This window comes from Parabacteroides sp. D25 (assembly GCF_000307475.1).
Lineage (GTDB): Bacteria > Bacteroidota > Bacteroidia > Bacteroidales > Tannerellaceae > Parabacteroides > Parabacteroides distasonis.
Window position 1 is genome coordinate 160,100 of the sequence record NZ_JH976506.1, and the last position, 16,611, is coordinate 176,710.

Here is a 16,611-nt window from a genome sequence, read left to right on the forward strand (position 1 = left end):
TTTAACTATAGATTTGAAGTAAAGGCCATTGTAAGTAGGAGGTCAATAAAACCGATAGGGCACCGATAATAGACAATACGATAATGACAGAGCCCACGATCCGGTTCAGTAACCAAATACCTCTAACGTTGAACCATTTTCTCAGTTTTCCAATAATATATGTTATGCCGAACCACCAAAGAACGGCCCCTAACCCTATGCAAACAATGCCCAATACCAGCAGCCAAAACGAATGTTCAGGCAGCACGAAACCAAACCGGGCGAATAATCCTATATAGAGCAAGACGATTAACACGTTGCTAAAGGTAAGTAGAAAAGCTGTAATAAAGTCTTGGGTGAACGATAATTTTTTTTCTCGGTGTTTCTTTAGGTTCCTAGTCGGGTTGCTTTGGAAGATATAATACCCGAAAATGCCGAGAACGATACTTCCGATCAATTGCAGGGGCGCTTGGTTCGCCTCCACGAAGTTGACCACAACTCCCATGCCCAGACAAGTCAGTGCCGCATAAATCACGTCGGATAGAGCGGCCCCTAATCCGGTGACGAACCCGTGCCAACGTCCTTTATTTAGTGTTCTTTGTATACAGAGCATACCGATGGGGCCCATGGGGGCCGAAACCAATACACCTATAATGATTCCTTTACTAACGATTCCTAGCATTAAGTTGAGTCTCTTCTAGTTTCTTGGGCAAAGATACATCCATTCCGCGATAAAAAAAAGGTAAAAAACGTAAGATACTGTAGGGACGAGGCTCGCTCGTCCCTTATTTCGGGAAATTGGGACTGTACAATAGGGTCGTATCGAGAGTCATCAATTTACCGTCTTTCACGAATGAATCTCCTCGCTCGGACAGATGCTCTACCATCATCTTGCGTAGTTCGGACAACTTATTCTGATAGGCTGCGTCCTCACTAAGGTTATGTGTCTCTCCCGGGTCTTCCCGTAAATCGAACAACTGCTCGCTTCCGTTGTGGAAATTCCAGATATACTTAATCTTCCCATCGGTAAGGGCTGCCCAGTAATTATCGTCGCTATAGCAAGTGGCATGCTCCATGTCTATATAGGGGCGCCATTGTTCCTGCTGGCCTTGGATCAGCTTGAGTAAAGACCGCCCGTCCATATCGGGAGGAACCGACCCGCCGGCGATATCGATAAAGGTAGGCAAGAAGTCTCTCAGTTCTACAGGTTGTTCTATGCTGCTTCCGTCCGGTATGGATTTGGATATACCGGCGGGCCATTTTACGATATAAGGAATATGGGCCGAACCCTCGTACGGATAGGTTTTCCGCCAATGATAATGATCGCCCAACATATCACCATGATCCGCCGTGAAACAAATCAGGGCATTGTCGTACATACCTTTGTCTTTTAGGGTCTGGATGATTTGCCCTACTTGATCGTCGATAAAGGTGATATTGGCGTAATAATGGCGACGGGAGTTTATGGCATACGCATCCCCGAAATTACCGAATGGGGCATCCGATGCTCCTTGGAGAGGATCTTTCGGCTCGGCGTATTGTCCGCACCAATCTCCTATATGGGGTTTCGGGATATCTGCGTCCTTATACATATCCAGATAACGTTGAGGCGGATCATAAGGACTATGCGGGCGGGCGAATGATACCTTGAGGAATAAGGGCTTGTCGTTGTCGTAGTTCCGGATCAACTCGCAAGCGGTCTGTCCGGTCCAAGCCGTAGGATGAAGCCGTTCGTCTAACTTATAGACACCGGCGGCATGGTCGTTCCAGCCGATACCCGTAAGATCCGGGTCTTTGCCGGGTGCCTGCAATTGAAACCATTCCCGGTAATCGCTGATGAAATCGGGACTTTCCACCCGGCCACTCTCGTCGATCAAGGTCGCGTGGAATCCGTGAAGTGCTTTCTGCGGAAACCAATGCATCTTACCGATCCCGAAGGTATAATACCCCAGATTCCGCATCATCTGAGGCATCTCGTAACGATACTTCAAGGCCATGCGTCCGTATCCCAGCATACCATGATGCCAAGGAGACATCCCGGTCAATAAACCGGCCCGTCCCGGAGTACTACTTGGAGCGGAGGAATATCCGCTCACGAACAACGAGCCTTCTTGCGCCAGCCGGTCGATATTCGGTGAGATCACCGCCTTGTTTCCCATGCAGCCGAGGGCGTCGCCCCGTTGTTGATCGGTCATGATCAAGATGATATGCGGCTTACCGCTCTTTACGGGCATGGCGGGAGAGACGGCGGTCTCTGCCTCTTTCCCGCTTTTGCTATGCGTCATCCCCGGAAGTGTCGCACCCAGACCGATTCCGAGGGATGATTTAATGAAGTTTCTTCTTTCCATTATTTAGCCTTGATAGTGTGATCCCGAACTCCTTTTAAGATTCCCTGCAATTGGAAAACGATCTCCGGATGTTGCAAGGCCTTGTTTCCTTCCTCGTAGACCTTCGTCATGTCGTATAACTGAGGCTCGGGGGAATATCCGGTCTCAATCTTCTCATATTCCATGATAGCGGAACCTACGCTCGGCTCGATATATTTCCAATCTTTCGTACGGACGGAGAGTGCCTTATTAAGCGCTTGCTCGATTACCCACGGGCGGTCTTCCTTGCTTTTCCCGATCCAAGTATCCAGATAATCATAGCTATCCGGCGCGCTTCCTTCCGGAAGACGGGAATTCGTCAGTGAGGCAAGGGAGGCGAACCAGTCGATCTGGCTCACTAGCGCATCTGATACGGCGGCTTGCTTGATCTCCTTTGGCCAATGTACGATAGCCGGGATACGGGTTCCCCCTTCGAAGGCACTGTATTTATTACCTCTAAGCGGTCCGGCGGGTTTATGATCGCCTAATAGCTCCACGGCCCGGTCCGCGTAACCATCGTCTACGACAGGTCCGTTGTCGCTTGACAAGATGATCAAGGTGTTTTCCGTCAATCCCATCTCATCCAATGTTTTCATCAATTGGCCTACGCTCCAGTCGAATTGCTCGATAGCGTCGCCCCTCACGCCCATCGGGTTCTTTCCCCGGAAACGGTCGTGCGGGAAGCGGGGTACATGCACGTCGTTCGTGGCGAAATACATGAAGAAAGGCTTCTCTTTATTCTCCTTGATAAAATCGATGGCGTGTGTCACGATAGAATCGGCGATATTCTCGTCTTTCCAAAGCGCCTTGCCGCCACCTTTCATGTAACCGATACGGCTGATTCCGTTTACGATGGATTGGTCGTGCCCGAAACTAGGCTTCTGGTTGTATAATAATTCCGGATTATCTTTTCCGGTCGGCTCTCCGGGAAAGTTCTTCTGGTAACTGACATAGATCGGGGTGTCCGGATCGTAGTTCGCCACCTGCCCGTTCTCGATGAATACGCAGGGGACGCGGTCTGCCGTCGCCGCCATGATATAGGAATAATCAAATCCCAGATCGCCAAGGGCGGTGGGGAGTGGGGCGTTCCAGTCTTGCTCTCCCGCTTTGTCTCCTAGGCCAAGATGCCATTTGCCGATAGCGGCCGTGGCGTATCCCGCGTTCTTGAACATATCGGCTATCGTATAACGCTCCGGTCGTATGATCATTCCGGCGTTTCCCGCGGCGATGTCCGTTCCCGGGCGGCGCCATGCGTACTCTCCGGTTAGCATGGAATATCGGGAGGGCGTACTGGTAGAAGCGGTCGCGTGAGCATTGGTGAAGCGGATGCCGTTCTTGGCGAGTCGGTTGATATTCGGGGTTTTCACTTGCGTGCCGTCGTAGCATTCCAAGTCTCCATATCCCAAGTCATCCGCGTAGATGAACAATACGTTTGGCGTTCTAGGTGTAATGTCTTGTCTCTGTTGGGCTTTTGCGATACCGGCTGTAAGAAGCGAGGCACCGATCCCTACGATAAGTGTTGATTTCATGTTGTTTATTATTTAGATGTTCTATAAAGAGTTTGTATTATGACTCTATTTCGTTATCAAAATCAAGAAGGTTATCTGTCTGGTATTTATCAAAATCGGATTGGAATAGACGGTCTTGAATGATACGGTATTTCTCAAATCTTTTCTTATCAACGACATAGCCGCGAATGGCAAACTTGTAATATTTAGTTGCGTAGCTTTTGCCATCGGAAGCAGTTCGTCGGAATTTCCGACAGACTGAGTCTTCTTGTAATTCTTGGCTTTGAAATATATTTTGTAGATGTTCCGTGATAGTGGAACGGCTTTTATCGAACAATACGGCAATAGCATCCTGCGTCAGCCAAAGGCTTTCGTCTTGATATAAGACTTCTATACCTTCTTCTTTATTTTCTATTTGGAAAATCAAGAATTCAGCCGTGCTGTTGTGTATCTGCAATTTCTTATTCATGGCATGTTCTATGGACATTAATTATATACAAAAATAACCAAATTATTTCAGAATCAGGGTAACTACACCAAAATATCTATGAGATGGAGCTTAGGAAGAAATGCTTTTTGGCTCTGGTTAAAAGGGGGGCTTATCGTATATTTTCATGTACGCTCTTGCTCCTTATCGAATGATGCTGTAAAAAGTCGTACGTGTTTCCCGAAAAACATGTACGACTTTTTACAGAAACACGTACGTGTTTTTCAAAAATCACAATCGTGTTTTTAAGGTGTTGATATTAAACAATTTATATATTTGTGCCATTTGTATACCTTATTGTATATTATTATTACCAAGACGGAACACGCACTGCCTATACAAGAGTGGGTAATATTGATATTGAAGGGTATGCACATGACATGGGATTCACTTCCTACCCAAGTGGATGCCAGCAAACATTCTTGTAAATGAAGAAAAGTTCGGAGAGTGAGTTCGGAGACACTGCGGATAAGCCTAAAAATATAGGTAGAACAGCACAGAAGATCATCGACCTTGTCATTTCCGACCTTTCTATGTCAGCCGAAGCTATGGCTTATAAAATTAGGTATAAGTTCCCGTGCTGTAGAAAAACAAATCGCAAAATTGCGTTCTATGGGTATATTGTCTCGTGAAGGCGCAGACTTTGGTGGTTATTGGCGTATTATTTTAAGTTACCATTTTGAGGGGATGAGACGCAGCACGCTGCGTCTCTACAACTGGAGACAAAATTGGGCGAAAAAAGTAAGTTAGCTTGCTTTGGAAGTGAGGTATTGGAGTTTGAAAATCAAATAAAATATTATACATTTGCATGACTGGATAAGTCAAAGCGAATAATTGGTATCAAACAATGATAAACTAAAAAACATATGGATTATCTTAGGTTGAAATATTATTAATACGTATATTTGCGACAAGAAAAGGCTTTTTAATTAAGAGCCTCGTGTTGCGTGTGATATTTGTGCTGTAGGACGAAAATCGGCTAATTTTCTTAAATCTCCCTATGCACGAAGAAGGCCCCGCAACCCTTTACTGGATATACGTGTTATCTATGCTAATATAGTATGGATATATTTTGTATACAGATAAAGGGGGCGTGTGGCTGACTTTATTGGGAGTTGGGTCTTAGCCGAACCTTCGTCTACATAAATGTTCAGTCCTCGCCCTTCCTTTATTTTATAAGAAAGGACCACTACTTAACAAAAGCCATATAGCGCTCGTCTTTACGAAGGACATCTTTTCTAAAACATGTCCGGATCTTGTAAATCTAATAATTAATCATGTAAAGTGAATGGCTTATGGACGCTTGTAATATTGATGAGATCCAGAATCTCTTTATTTACTACTCCGCTTGTTTCAGCAAGTATTTTCCAGAGTTAGGGTTTTATTGTAATGAGAGGGAATTCCAGATACATGGTATCGTGCGGAGATATAGTGACATTACGGGAGTGTCCCATGATGGCTCTTATTTCTTAATTGAGATGCGAAAAGAATACCTGATCTACTTACCGTTATTGGTCGGTTCCAAATTCCGCATTTTAACTAAACAAAAACAACTTTATTCGTAATACAATCTTATGCTTATGCCAGAACTCATATCCATAGAAGAAGCCGCCCGTATTACCGGTTTCCCGTACGAGGAGATTGAAGATTGGGTAAAATCCCGAAAGATAACCTCTTTCCATACGAGAACCGGTACACGTATGGTAGATCCTGAGAACCTACGTGATTTCATTGCCCATATCGAACATCTAGGGATTCAAAAACTATACTTGCAACTGGTCATTCAAGACAAGGAGGAGGAAGCCGACGAGATTATCGCCCAGTACGACGATTACCTTTTCTGCCTACGATCCTTAAAGAACATCTCTCCCCTACTTAAACAAATCATCGCCGAACTATCCACATTTATAGATGATAAGCAAGATCGGTATATATTCACGGAAATAACCTCTGGGGCAAAAATACTGGACGTAGCCAAACGCTGCGATATATCTTACGATAGGATGTGCTACCGATATAAGAACATAGTACTCCGCTTGCAGGAAAACACCGGATTCTTAGCCGAATATAAGAAAACGATCAGCTGTCAAGACCTAGAGATAGAGCGCCTGCGGCTTGAGAAGCGAAACATGGAATATGAGCTGAGAACGCTCTATAAAGCAGTCCTCAAAAGTGGCTTGAGTCTCGATGCTCCGAAATCGTCGTTCGACATCCCCACGGATGCGGCCAGACGGATCTCCCTACCGGTCACAAGCCTAACCCTGTCTCCCTACATCCGTAAATGCCTCCAAAAATTGGAGCTGGAAACTATGGAGGACCTATTGCGCTACGCTAGGAAGAAAGGGCTCGATTCTTTGTTGAAGATCCCGGGATTCGGCCCTCTCGGTTTAGACCAGTTAAAATTTCAGCTGGAAAAGCATAAGATCATGAATAAGGCCGGAGACTCGGATCTCTATCAATACATCATCAATGAACCGGATAGCTGAACACAAAAAGAGCCTCTCTTCACAGGGAGGCCCTTTTTATGTGATGCCGGAAATAACCAATAAAAACTTCCCGACACTACGGTGTTAATCATCTTATATGCTTACATAAAATTAGCAGAAGGCTTTGGTTTGCGATATACTAATAGTGTTACATTCTTTTTGACATTGCAAAGATACGTCGGCCTATAAGGGTGCGCAATACCTATATATATGTAAAAAAGGAGAGCTCATACCTATTAATTGTTATATATCTTTTCATGGAGATCGATTTTTAGAACTAATGATCTTCTCGCTTGTAATAACTAACGCTTACCTCTGAAATAATACAAAACCGTATTTTCCAAAATTAACTATCAAGTTGTCTTGCGGGTCAATAATGGGGCCTATTGGGTGTGACGTCCTGAAAATATTCTTCCGGGATACCTATGAGTAGGTAATTAGGGTCTCATTTTACCTACTTCGGGCGATTGTAGCAAATTCTCAGCCCCTGTAATTTTGCCAAAAATTATAAAACGCAATGAGAACGTTAACAAATTTATTAGCGATTGGATTACTTTCCTTTACCGCTCTACATGCTCAAGAGAGTAATATGAGCTCTACCGTAAAGGCATCGGAGATGTATGCCGACGGTTTTTCTAAATTCCGTTTTGGAGGATATGGTGAGATGGCTGCCAGTTATATGGATTATGACTGGAATTGGGTGACACCTCAAGGTACATCACATATGAATCGGGCTACTGTCTCTATCCCTCGTTTTATTTTAGCTTTTGATTATAAGTTCTCTCCCAAATGGGTACTGAGTTCCGAGATTGAGTTTGAGTATGGAGGAACAGGCGCCGCACGGGAAGTGGAGTGGTACGAGGAGAATGGAGAATATGAGACCGAGATCGAGAAAGGTGGCGAGGTCGCCTTGGAGCAGTTCCATATCTCTTATCTGATGAACAAGCATTTAAACTTCCGTTTTGGACATATGATCGTACCGGTAGGCTTGACCAACGCACATCATGAACCCTTGAACTTTTTTGGTGTATATCGTCCGGAAGGAGAGACTACCATATTACCTTCTACTTGGCATGAGACGGGTGTGGCTCTATTTGGTGATTTAGGAAATTTCGATTACGAGTTACAAGTCGTTTCCGGTCTGGACCCACAAGGTTTCCGTATGGAGAACTGGGTTGGCAAAGGTACGCAAGGCGCTTTCGAGGAAACTCAATTTACGCATCCTGCCTTTGTGGCTCGTGTCAACTATAATGGAGTGAAGAAATTTAAAGGCTTACGTGTGGGCGCTTCTTTTTATTATAACCAACCCTCTAAGAATAGTAGCAAACCGCTGCGTAACCAAGGTGAGAAATATCCGCTTACCATCGTGACGGCGGACGCTCAATATAAAAGTCCGAACAATAATTTGATCGCCAGAGGTAATATCGTTTACGGCCATCTGGGCAACAGCAACGCTTTGACGAAGGTAAACAATAACTCATCTTCAGCTTCCGGATATCCTAATTCAACCGTGGCGGAGACCGCTGTCAGTTATGCGGCTGAGGTTGGCTATAATGTAGGTTCCTTCTTTAGCCGGAAAGCCCCTAGAATTTATCCTTTCGTTCGCTACGAATATTATAATCCGATGCAATCCGTAGAAAAAGGCAGTAATAAACTGGCGGATAGACGTCTTCAAAAGAGCGTGATTACGGCAGGCCTTAACTATTACGCGTTGCCTAATCTGGTCGTAAAGGCGGATTATGCGCACCGTATTGTAGGTAAGGGTGATTATAATAGCCAGAATATGGTTTCTGTCGGTATCGCTTATATCGGCTGGTTCTTATCAAGATAATAGACTATTAACAAATATATATGTAAGAATATGAAAAAAGTACTTTTATTACCCATGATGTTGATGGGTGTGGCTTTGAGCTTCACTTCTTGTGGAGACGACGATGATCCGGGTAAGGACCCCGATGTTGTAACTTATGACTTTAAGAATCTTCCTGCGGATTCGGGTACGAAACCAACAGAAGATCAGATGAGTGCGGTTGTCGCTACTTTCGTTGATGAGGTAGCTTTGCCTACCTATAAAGACATGTTGACAAAGATGACTGCCTATAAAAATGCGGTAGACAAGTTCATCGCGTCTGGTTCTAAGAATGATTTAGCGGATGCCTGCGACGCTTGGCGTGCGGTTCGTGTACCTTGGGAACAAAGTGAGGCATTCTTGTTCGGTGTGGCGGATTTGGCACAGCTCGACCCGAGCTTGGATAGCTGGCCTTTGGATAAGAACGGTATAGAGGAGATTATAGCTACAGGAGAATTCAGCAAGATTTCAGGAGCTGTAGACGAAGACGCGGAAGATGGTCCTCAAAATTTACGTGGATTCCATACGGCGGAAAAGATGTTATTCTTAGACGGCGAGCCTCGTGATCTGGAAACAAGCCCGTTCGCAAAGAATGAATTGGAGTATTTGAAGTTAGTGTCCGAACGTATGTTATCTGATACTCAAGACTTATACAATGGTTGGTTGAAAGGCTTAGGAACTTCGGATGTTCCTTCTTCTTATGCGGAGGCTATGAAGAAACATGACGGTTCTGCCTATTCCATTGGTAATGTTTATCAGGCGATTGAGCTTATGCTGAATGGAAATAATGGTATGGCCGGAATCTCCAATGAAGTAGGTTCCGCTAAGATAACTGACCCGGTGACCGCATGGAATGGAAGTAATAAAGACGCTACTGACCCGAATAACCCCGGTGTCTTGGCTGTAGAGTCTTGGTATAGCTGGAATTCCTTGGACGACTATAAGAACAATATCGTAAGTATCAAGAACGCTTATTTCGGCGGTCGTGATTTGGATGAGGAATCCGCTTCCGAGAGTAGCTTGCATGCGTTGACTAAAATGATTAATCCTACGTTGGATAGTTTGATGGTAGTTCAAATTGATAAGACAATCGACGCTATCAATGCGATCGGCTATCCTTTCCGTAACAATCTAGGGGATACGGAGCATATCAATACGGCTACAGAAGCTTGCGCTGATTTAACGACAGGTTTGGGCGTTGTTAAGTCTAAGTTCACGAACTAATCGGACAAGCCGATACGATGAAACGAAGATTACTTCTATTATTCGCTTTATCCGGTAGTCTGCTGTGTAGTTGCGAATCCGAGGACTTGGAAAATTGGCAGGTTAAGAAACCCAATGGGCAGGTAGCTTCCGAGAAGGAGTTGTCCGCGGGTATCTCAACCATTTTCTCCAATGCCCCGGATGCGTACGATACGCAGGCAAACTGGGTTACGGGCGAATTAGAGACGCGATTTAATCGTGGTGATGGATTGTACGACGATGCTCGCGGTGTTGAGAATGTGGATGGTGGAGGACTAGGGCCGCTTTATGCCGGATATTCTTGCGGTTCCTGTCATAAAAGTACCGGGCGGACCCGTCCGGCTATAGCTGATGGAGGTTCCGGCCCCGGCTTCTCATCCATGCTTATTTATATATCACGTAAAAGTGGCGGCTATTTTCAAGATTATGGCCGGGTACTACATGATCAAGCGATATACGGAACGAAACCGGAGGGAAGGGTTAAGATTACTACTACTTCCCAAAAATATACGTTTCCCGATGGGGAGGAATATGAGTTGGTCACTCCTCATTATGAGATAAAAGAATGGTATGCCGATAGTATCCCGATGTCGGATTTACGGATTTCCGTACGTCAACCCTTACGGCATGTCGGAATGGGGCAGATGATGGCGCTCGACTTGGATATGCTAAAGCAGATCGCCGCTAAAAGCAATTATCCGGAATATGGTATTAGTGGACGTATAAACTATGTGACGGAAAAGGGAAAGAAACAGATCGGTATCTCTGGTAATAAGGCGAATCATGCCGACTTAACGGTGGAATTGGGATTCTCTTCCGACCTCGGTGTAACGAACGATCGTTTCCCGCATGAGGTAGGAGAAGGACAGGGTAATATGATGGGTTTTGCCATGACCGGGGCGCAGGTCTCTACGGAAGATATGGAAGATGTGGATTTATACCTCCAGACCTTGGGGGTACCCGCCCGTCGGAATGTGGATGATCCTACGGTTCTTCAAGGAGAGCAACTTTTCTATCAAGCGAAATGTCATTTATGCCATGTGACTTCCTTGAAGACACGCCCTCGCGGATCTGTCCTTTTGAATAATACGGAATTGCCTCAATTAGGTAATCAGGTGATCCATCCTTATTCGGACTTTTTATTGCATGATATGGGTGTTGAGCTAGGGGATGATTATCCCAGTGGCTTGGCCAACGGTAATGAATGGAGGACTACCCCGTTATGGGGATTGGGATTACAAGAGGTCGTAAACGGCCATACCTATTATTTACATGATGGCCGTGCCCGGAACCTGACGGAGGCTATTATGTGGCATGGTGGGGAAGGAGCTGCGTCGCGTACCCTATTCTCTCGCATGACAAAAGACGAGCGGGCCGCTCTGATTAAATTCCTACAAAGTTTATAAATAAATAACGCATAGAATCGAAATGAAAAAAATATATAGGACGTTGCTTGTGGTGCTTCTATCAGCAGGTGTTTTCTCCGTGAAAGCTCAAGATACAAAGAAAGAGATGGATGATAAATATGTAGAGAACGATGTGGTTTCACTAGCGGGAAAGAAGGGCTTTTCTTTTTCTACCAAGGCCGGTGATTTTTTGTTTAAGCCCTATGCGTTGGTACAGGCAAGCGCTTGCTACAACCGATATGACGACCAAGGGCTGGAAAGCCATTATGCCAAGAGCGTAGCGAACTCCGGTTTCGCGATCCCTAACGCTATTCTCGGTTTTACGGGTAAGGCTTTTGGACGGGTTACTTTCAATTTATCGCTGAATGCCGCTAAGAGTGGAGGTGCTTTATTGCAACAGGCTTGGTTCGACGTAGCGATCAAGGAGTCGTTTCGTATCCGTGTCGGTAAGTTCAAGACACCGTTTATGCATTGCTATTTAAGTACTTTGGGGGAGACGTTGTTTCCGGTACTGCCTTATTCCGCTTCCCAATCCGTATTGCTTCCTTACGACGTGAATTATGTCATACCGAATATGTCCACGGGATTCGACTTGGGTGTACAGGTACATGGTTTGATCCATGATAAATGGAATTATCAAGTCGGTATTTTTAATGGTACGGGTATCGACGTGAATTTGGCGACTAAGACAAACTGCGATGATCATAAATGGTTGCCTTCGCTGTTATATGCGGGTCGTCTGGCCTTTATGCCGAAGGGGGAGATGCCAACGTCTCAAGGCTCACCGGAGAATCTGAACGACGATAAGATGTCTATCGCCGTATCTGCCTCTTATAATGCGGAGGCCGAGTTCTTGACCAGTAGCGACACCCGTGTGGGCGTTGAGTTCGCATGGATCAAGAACCGCTGGTATGTGGCTGCCGAAGGTTACTATATGAATATGCATTTTACCAAGATCATGCAAAAACCGGATAAGAATTTCTGGGGAGCTTACGCTCAATTGGGCTATTTCATCACTCCGAAATTGCAGGGTGCTTTGCGATATGATTTCTATGATCGTAACGCTACGGATGAGGGTGGTTTGTTGAATATGCCCGCCGCTGGTTTGAATTATTATTTCTTTAATAATAATTTGAAGCTACAGGTTATGTATCAATATCTAGGTCGTAGCGGTCATGCTACGCAGAATGACCGGGATGAGGACGCTATTGGATTGGCTCGTCACTCCGCTACGGCTATGTTGCAGTTCACGTTCTAATCTTTGGGTATGAAACGATATAGTCAATATATAATGTATGCCTTATTCCTGTTATTCGGGCTGGGTTGTGATGAGGGTAAGATTTATCCGGATGAGACGGTTGATTCCGGGCGAACCGCTACCGTGTCACTTTCTTTCACTGGCCTGAAAGCTTGGCCGAAGGAGAATATGCTCTCGTTATGTGCTTTTGGCGAGGATAAGTCGAAACCTTTGCAAACCCAGCGTATCAGTAAGCCGGCGGAAGACGGCAAAAGACTAAAACTCCGATTGAATAATGTCACTCCGGATACGAGGAGTATAGAGGTCGCTGTGATTAGTAGGGGATTGCGGTTGGTTTACTCCTATTATACGTCTCCGGTGGATGATTCGGACGAACCGCTTGATTTGTCTGTCGGCGAATTGGATTTAGCGAGCTTCAAACGTATACAAGCGCAGGTGTTCGACTTGAATTGCTTGTCATGTCATGGAGGAGGATCGGGATTGGCCGGTCAGCTGGATCTTAGGGACGATGTGGCTTATAAATCTTTAGTGAACGTAAAGGCGCCCCTTTCGGAAGAGGGTAAGAACTACGTGACCCCGGGTAATATAAACAATAGTTTCTTGCTGGATATATTGGAGAATAATCCGGTACATAAGGATATGTTCAATAGTTCCGGGAAACAGGAGGTCCTTGCTTTGATCCAAGGTTGGATCTTAGGAGGGGCATTGGATAATTGATAAGAAAGAAAATGATGAATTATACGAGGAGGATAGATACGGATAAAGCGGTAGAAATGCAAATCTCTTCATTCACGGGTAAAGGTGGAACAACGGAATATCAGGTGATGGTATCGATCACGGACCCTTGTTTGTCTTTCGTGGAGCAATTGCAAAACCTTTTGCGGGTTTATGTGACTGTCGTGAAGGAAGAGCTATCGAATGACGCTACCGCCGTTTTCCGCCGTTATTTTTTAAGTGACGCAGCTAATCAGACGGATAGCGTGATGGAGTGGGAGTGCGAGAGCGCCTTTTGCCCGCTCTCTATCGTTCAGCAGCCGCCTTTGAATGGAACAAAGATCGCTATGTGGACCTATTTGCAAACGGGGATGTCGGTACAAACGTACGATTCCGGTTTACTGGAAGCGTCGCATAACGGTTATAGGCACCTCTGGGGGGGAGGTGCCTTCAATAAGGCGGCCAATTCGGAATATCAGACCCGGCTTTTATTGAATGACTATGTGATGCAATTGATGGGGCAGCGTTGTACGTTGGCCTCTCATTGTGTCCGTACTTGGTTCTTTGTGCAAAACGTAGACGTGAATTACGCCGGTGTGGTGAAAGCCCGGAAAGAAGTTTTTATCACGCAGAATCTTACGGAGAAGACGCATTATATTGCTAGCACGGGTATTGAGGGACGTCATGCCGATCCCTCGGTGTTGGTACAGATGGACAGTTATGCGGTGGATGGATTGGAGCCGGGACAGATTCAGTTCCTTTACGCTCCCACGCACTTGAATCCTACTTATGAATATGGAGTAACTTTCGAGCGGGGTACGGCTGTTACGTATGGGGATCGTAAACAGGTCTTTATCTCGGGTACGGCGAGTATCGATAACCGGGGAGAGATTGTCTATCCGGGCGATATCGTAAAACAAACCGAGCGGATGATGGAAAATATCAGCGTGTTGCTGAAAGAGGCGGACGCTACTACTCGTGATATTACGCAGGCGATCTCCTATTTGAGAGATATGGCTGATTATGCGGTGGTTAAGAAGTATTTTGAGGCGCATTACCCGGATTTGCCACATTTGATAGTCTTGGCCCCCGTTTGCCGTCCCGGATGGTTGATAGAGACTGAGTGTATAGCGGTCGTGCCGACGGAGTCGTCCTTTAAGCCTTTGTGAAATAATAATAAATGTACGAGATATGGAAGAAAAAGGAGTATATTTGGCTATTCAAACACCAAGACAAGTTAGAAAGAAGCCTATGTATAAAAATGGAATGTACCGGGAAACCGATAAAATGAGTGATCTGATCTGCGAGAACTATCCGATGGTTTTAGTCATGAGCCGCTTTGGTATAGCGCTCGGGTTCGGAGAGAAGAATATCGGGGAGGTTTGCCGGCAGAATGGGGTGGATGCTTGTACTTTCCTGACGGTCGTGAATTTCTTGGTCGAGGAAGTGAATACGCCTGTCGAGAATATCAGCAAATGCCTGTCGATCGAGAACTTGATCCGCTATTTGCATAATGCCCATGATTACTTCTTGAACTTCCGCTTGCCACATATCCGTCGTAAATTGGTAGACGCTATATCCGGGTGCCCGGAGGATGTCGCTTTTGTGATCACGAAGTTTTTCGATGAGTATGCGGAGGAGGTAAATAAACATATGTCTTATGAGGAACGTGCTGTTTTCCCTTATGTCCGTAATTTGTTGGAAGGAAAGAGAGATCCGAAATACAATATTACGATCTTCCGTAAGCGTCATGATCAGATCGAGATGAAGATCACGGAGTTGAAAAATATCCTGATCAAATACTATCCGGGAGCGGGTACGAATATGCTGAATAGTGTCTTGTTCGATATTTTTGCCACGGAGGAAGACTTGGCTTCACATACCCGTGTGGAGGATTATTTGTTTGTACCGGCCATATTGGCTTTGGAAAAACAATTATAAGCATGAATCGATGAGTACAAATCTAAAGATTGCGATAGCCGAACCTTCTGTTATCATAAGGAGCGGACTGGAGAACCTGTTGAAACGGTTACCGGGTTTCCGTATCCAGATGGTGGAGATTCATTCGGTGGAATCTCTTTTCGACTCGCTTCGTATGCACAAACCGGATGTGTTGATCGTGAATCCGGCTTTGCCCGGCTATTTCACGTTGCAACATTTGAGGAAGGAAAGCGGCTGTGCCGAGATGAAATGTATCGCTTTATTATATTCTGTCTCAGACAGTGTGTTATTGCGTTCTTATGATGAACAAATTAACATATACGATAGCCCTGATGAGATCAAGCACAAATTGGAACGGTTGAACGCCGAGGTACTTCCGGATGACGAGCCGGAAGGGGATGACGAGCAACAATCGTTAAGCTCGAGGGAAAAAGAGATCGTAGTCTGCGTCGTGAAGGGAATGACAAACCGGGAGATAGCGGATCGTTTGTTTCTTTCTACGCATACGGTCATCACCCACCGCCGTAATATCGCTCGGAAACTTCAAATTCATAGTGCCAGCGGTCTTACGATCTATGCGATTGTCAATAAGCTGGTCGAATTAGGCGACATTAAACAGTAATCGTATATTTATAAGTAAGTTAAAGGGAATGTGGATAAGCGATAAAAGCGCCTTCCGCATTCCCTTTACTATTAATATAATTAAATTTAATGATCATATCTTATTAACGCTTATCGAAAACTAAAACCCGTTTATTCCTGTTTCTTCTTCAAATCATTAAGCTTATAAGAAATGAAGAAAGCATTTTTACTTGGATTAGCATTGTTATTTTCCTTATCTATGAGCGCACAGCATTTCGCGTTGAAGAACAATCTTCTCTACGACGCGACTACGACTCCGAACTTAGGATTCGAGGTGGGCTTAAGCAAAAAGGTTACATTGGATGTCTCGGCGGGATATAATCCTTTCAAGTTCAATGACGGTAAGAAACTGAAGCATTGGCTTGTCATGCCGGAAGTGCGTTATTGGACTTGCGAGAAATTCAACGGTACGTTTATTGGCGTGCATGCGTTGGGCGGACAGTATAATATCGCCGGGATTAAATTACCCTTTGGCATATTCCCTAATTTGAAGGATCATCGTTATGATGGTTATTTGTACGGTGGCGGACTTACGTTGGGACATCAATGGATACTGAATAAGCGTTGGAGTATAGAAGCCGCTATCGGCGCCGGTTATGCCCGTGTACATTATGATAAGTATAATTGCGGGGAATGTGGCTCCAAGATCGAGACCAAGAACTCGAACTATTGGGGTGTAACGAAAGCGGCCCTTTCTATCATTTATTTTATCCACTAAAAAACGATCTAGAGA

15 protein-coding genes and 1 pseudogene are annotated in these 16,611 nt (G+C 45.2%); 12 read left to right on the forward strand and 4 right to left on the reverse strand.

Annotated features, from left to right (window positions below):
- Position 1: 1 nt before the first annotated feature.
- From HMPREF0999_RS16780 to HMPREF0999_RS16795, 4 genes are all read right to left on the reverse strand, one after another.
- Positions 2 to 661 carry a LysE family translocator gene (locus HMPREF0999_RS16780; RefSeq protein WP_005861153.1) on the reverse strand — a complete coding sequence of 220 codons (660 nt, stop codon included), beginning with the start codon at positions 659 to 661 and terminating at the stop codon, positions 2 to 4.
- Positions 662 to 764: 103 nt separating this feature from the next.
- Entirely contained in the window at positions 765 to 2,327 is a 1,563-nt protein-coding gene (locus HMPREF0999_RS16785; protein ID WP_005861155.1) for an arylsulfatase, read from the reverse strand.
- Positions 2,327 to 3,874: a sulfatase family protein gene (locus HMPREF0999_RS16790; RefSeq protein WP_005861159.1), complete on the reverse strand. Its 1,548-nt coding sequence runs from the start codon at positions 3,872 to 3,874 to the stop codon at positions 2,327 to 2,329. The genes HMPREF0999_RS16785 and HMPREF0999_RS16790 overlap by 1 nt, the downstream gene beginning before the upstream one ends.
- Positions 3,875 to 3,911: 37 nt before the next feature.
- On the reverse strand, positions 3,912 to 4,322 hold the full coding sequence (locus HMPREF0999_RS16795) for a phosphoribosylaminoimidazolesuccinocarboxamide synthase (protein WP_009276445.1): 411 nt from the start codon (positions 4,320 to 4,322) through the stop codon (positions 3,912 to 3,914).
- Positions 4,323 to 4,774: 452 nt separating this feature from the next.
- On the opposite strand from HMPREF0999_RS16795, the pseudogene HMPREF0999_RS23260 reads away from it, so the two are divergent.
- The 12 genes and pseudogenes from HMPREF0999_RS23260 to HMPREF0999_RS16855 form a co-directional block, all read left to right on the forward strand.
- Positions 4,775 to 5,012 (forward strand): annotated as a pseudogene (locus HMPREF0999_RS23260) (transcriptional regulator); the annotation flags it as partial.
- Positions 5,013 to 5,635: 623 nt separating this feature from the next.
- Positions 5,636 to 5,905, forward strand: coding sequence for a hypothetical protein (locus HMPREF0999_RS16805; RefSeq protein WP_005861164.1), 270 nt, complete (start codon positions 5,636 to 5,638; stop codon positions 5,903 to 5,905).
- A 15-nt stretch (positions 5,906 to 5,920) separates the two neighbouring features.
- Positions 5,921 to 6,826: a transcriptional regulator gene (locus HMPREF0999_RS16810; protein WP_009276446.1), complete on the forward strand. Its 906-nt coding sequence runs from the start codon at positions 5,921 to 5,923 to the stop codon at positions 6,824 to 6,826.
- A gap of 517 nt (positions 6,827 to 7,343) precedes the next feature.
- Positions 7,344 to 8,657, forward strand: coding sequence for a porin (locus tag HMPREF0999_RS16815; protein ID WP_005861166.1), 1,314 nt, complete (start codon positions 7,344 to 7,346; stop codon positions 8,655 to 8,657).
- 30 nt (positions 8,658 to 8,687) lie between these two features.
- Positions 8,688 to 9,899 (forward strand): imelysin family protein, encoded by a 1,212-nt coding sequence (locus HMPREF0999_RS16820; protein WP_005861167.1) that lies wholly within the window; start codon positions 8,688 to 8,690, stop codon positions 9,897 to 9,899.
- Between the two features lie 17 nt (positions 9,900 to 9,916).
- Entirely contained in the window at positions 9,917 to 11,323 is a 1,407-nt protein-coding gene (locus HMPREF0999_RS16825) for a di-heme oxidoredictase family protein (protein ID WP_005861168.1), read from the forward strand.
- A 22-nt stretch (positions 11,324 to 11,345) separates the two neighbouring features.
- Positions 11,346 to 12,581 carry a porin gene (locus tag HMPREF0999_RS16830; RefSeq protein ID WP_009276447.1) on the forward strand — a complete coding sequence of 412 codons (1,236 nt, stop codon included), beginning with the start codon at positions 11,346 to 11,348 and terminating at the stop codon, positions 12,579 to 12,581.
- Positions 12,582 to 12,590: 9 nt separating this feature from the next.
- A complete protein-coding gene (locus HMPREF0999_RS16835) occupies positions 12,591 to 13,298 on the forward strand; it encodes a hypothetical protein (protein WP_005861178.1) in 708 nt (235 codons plus the stop codon).
- Between the two features lie 11 nt (positions 13,299 to 13,309).
- On the forward strand, positions 13,310 to 14,464 hold the full coding sequence (locus tag HMPREF0999_RS16840; RefSeq protein ID WP_008780679.1) for a Rid family hydrolase: 1,155 nt from the start codon (positions 13,310 to 13,312) through the stop codon (positions 14,462 to 14,464).
- Positions 14,465 to 14,546: 82 nt separating this feature from the next.
- The gene (locus HMPREF0999_RS16845) at positions 14,547 to 15,236 is read left to right on the forward strand and encodes a hemerythrin domain-containing protein (RefSeq protein ID WP_010185248.1); all 690 of its coding nucleotides are present in this window, start codon (positions 14,547 to 14,549) and stop codon (positions 15,234 to 15,236) included.
- Positions 15,237 to 15,246: 10 nt separating this feature from the next.
- Positions 15,247 to 15,858: a response regulator transcription factor gene (locus tag HMPREF0999_RS16850; RefSeq protein WP_009276448.1), complete on the forward strand. Its 612-nt coding sequence runs from the start codon at positions 15,247 to 15,249 to the stop codon at positions 15,856 to 15,858.
- A gap of 171 nt (positions 15,859 to 16,029) precedes the next feature.
- Positions 16,030 to 16,596 carry a DUF3575 domain-containing protein gene (locus tag HMPREF0999_RS16855; RefSeq protein ID WP_005861186.1) on the forward strand — a complete coding sequence of 189 codons (567 nt, stop codon included), beginning with the start codon at positions 16,030 to 16,032 and terminating at the stop codon, positions 16,594 to 16,596.
- Positions 16,597 to 16,611 lie beyond the last annotated feature (15 nt).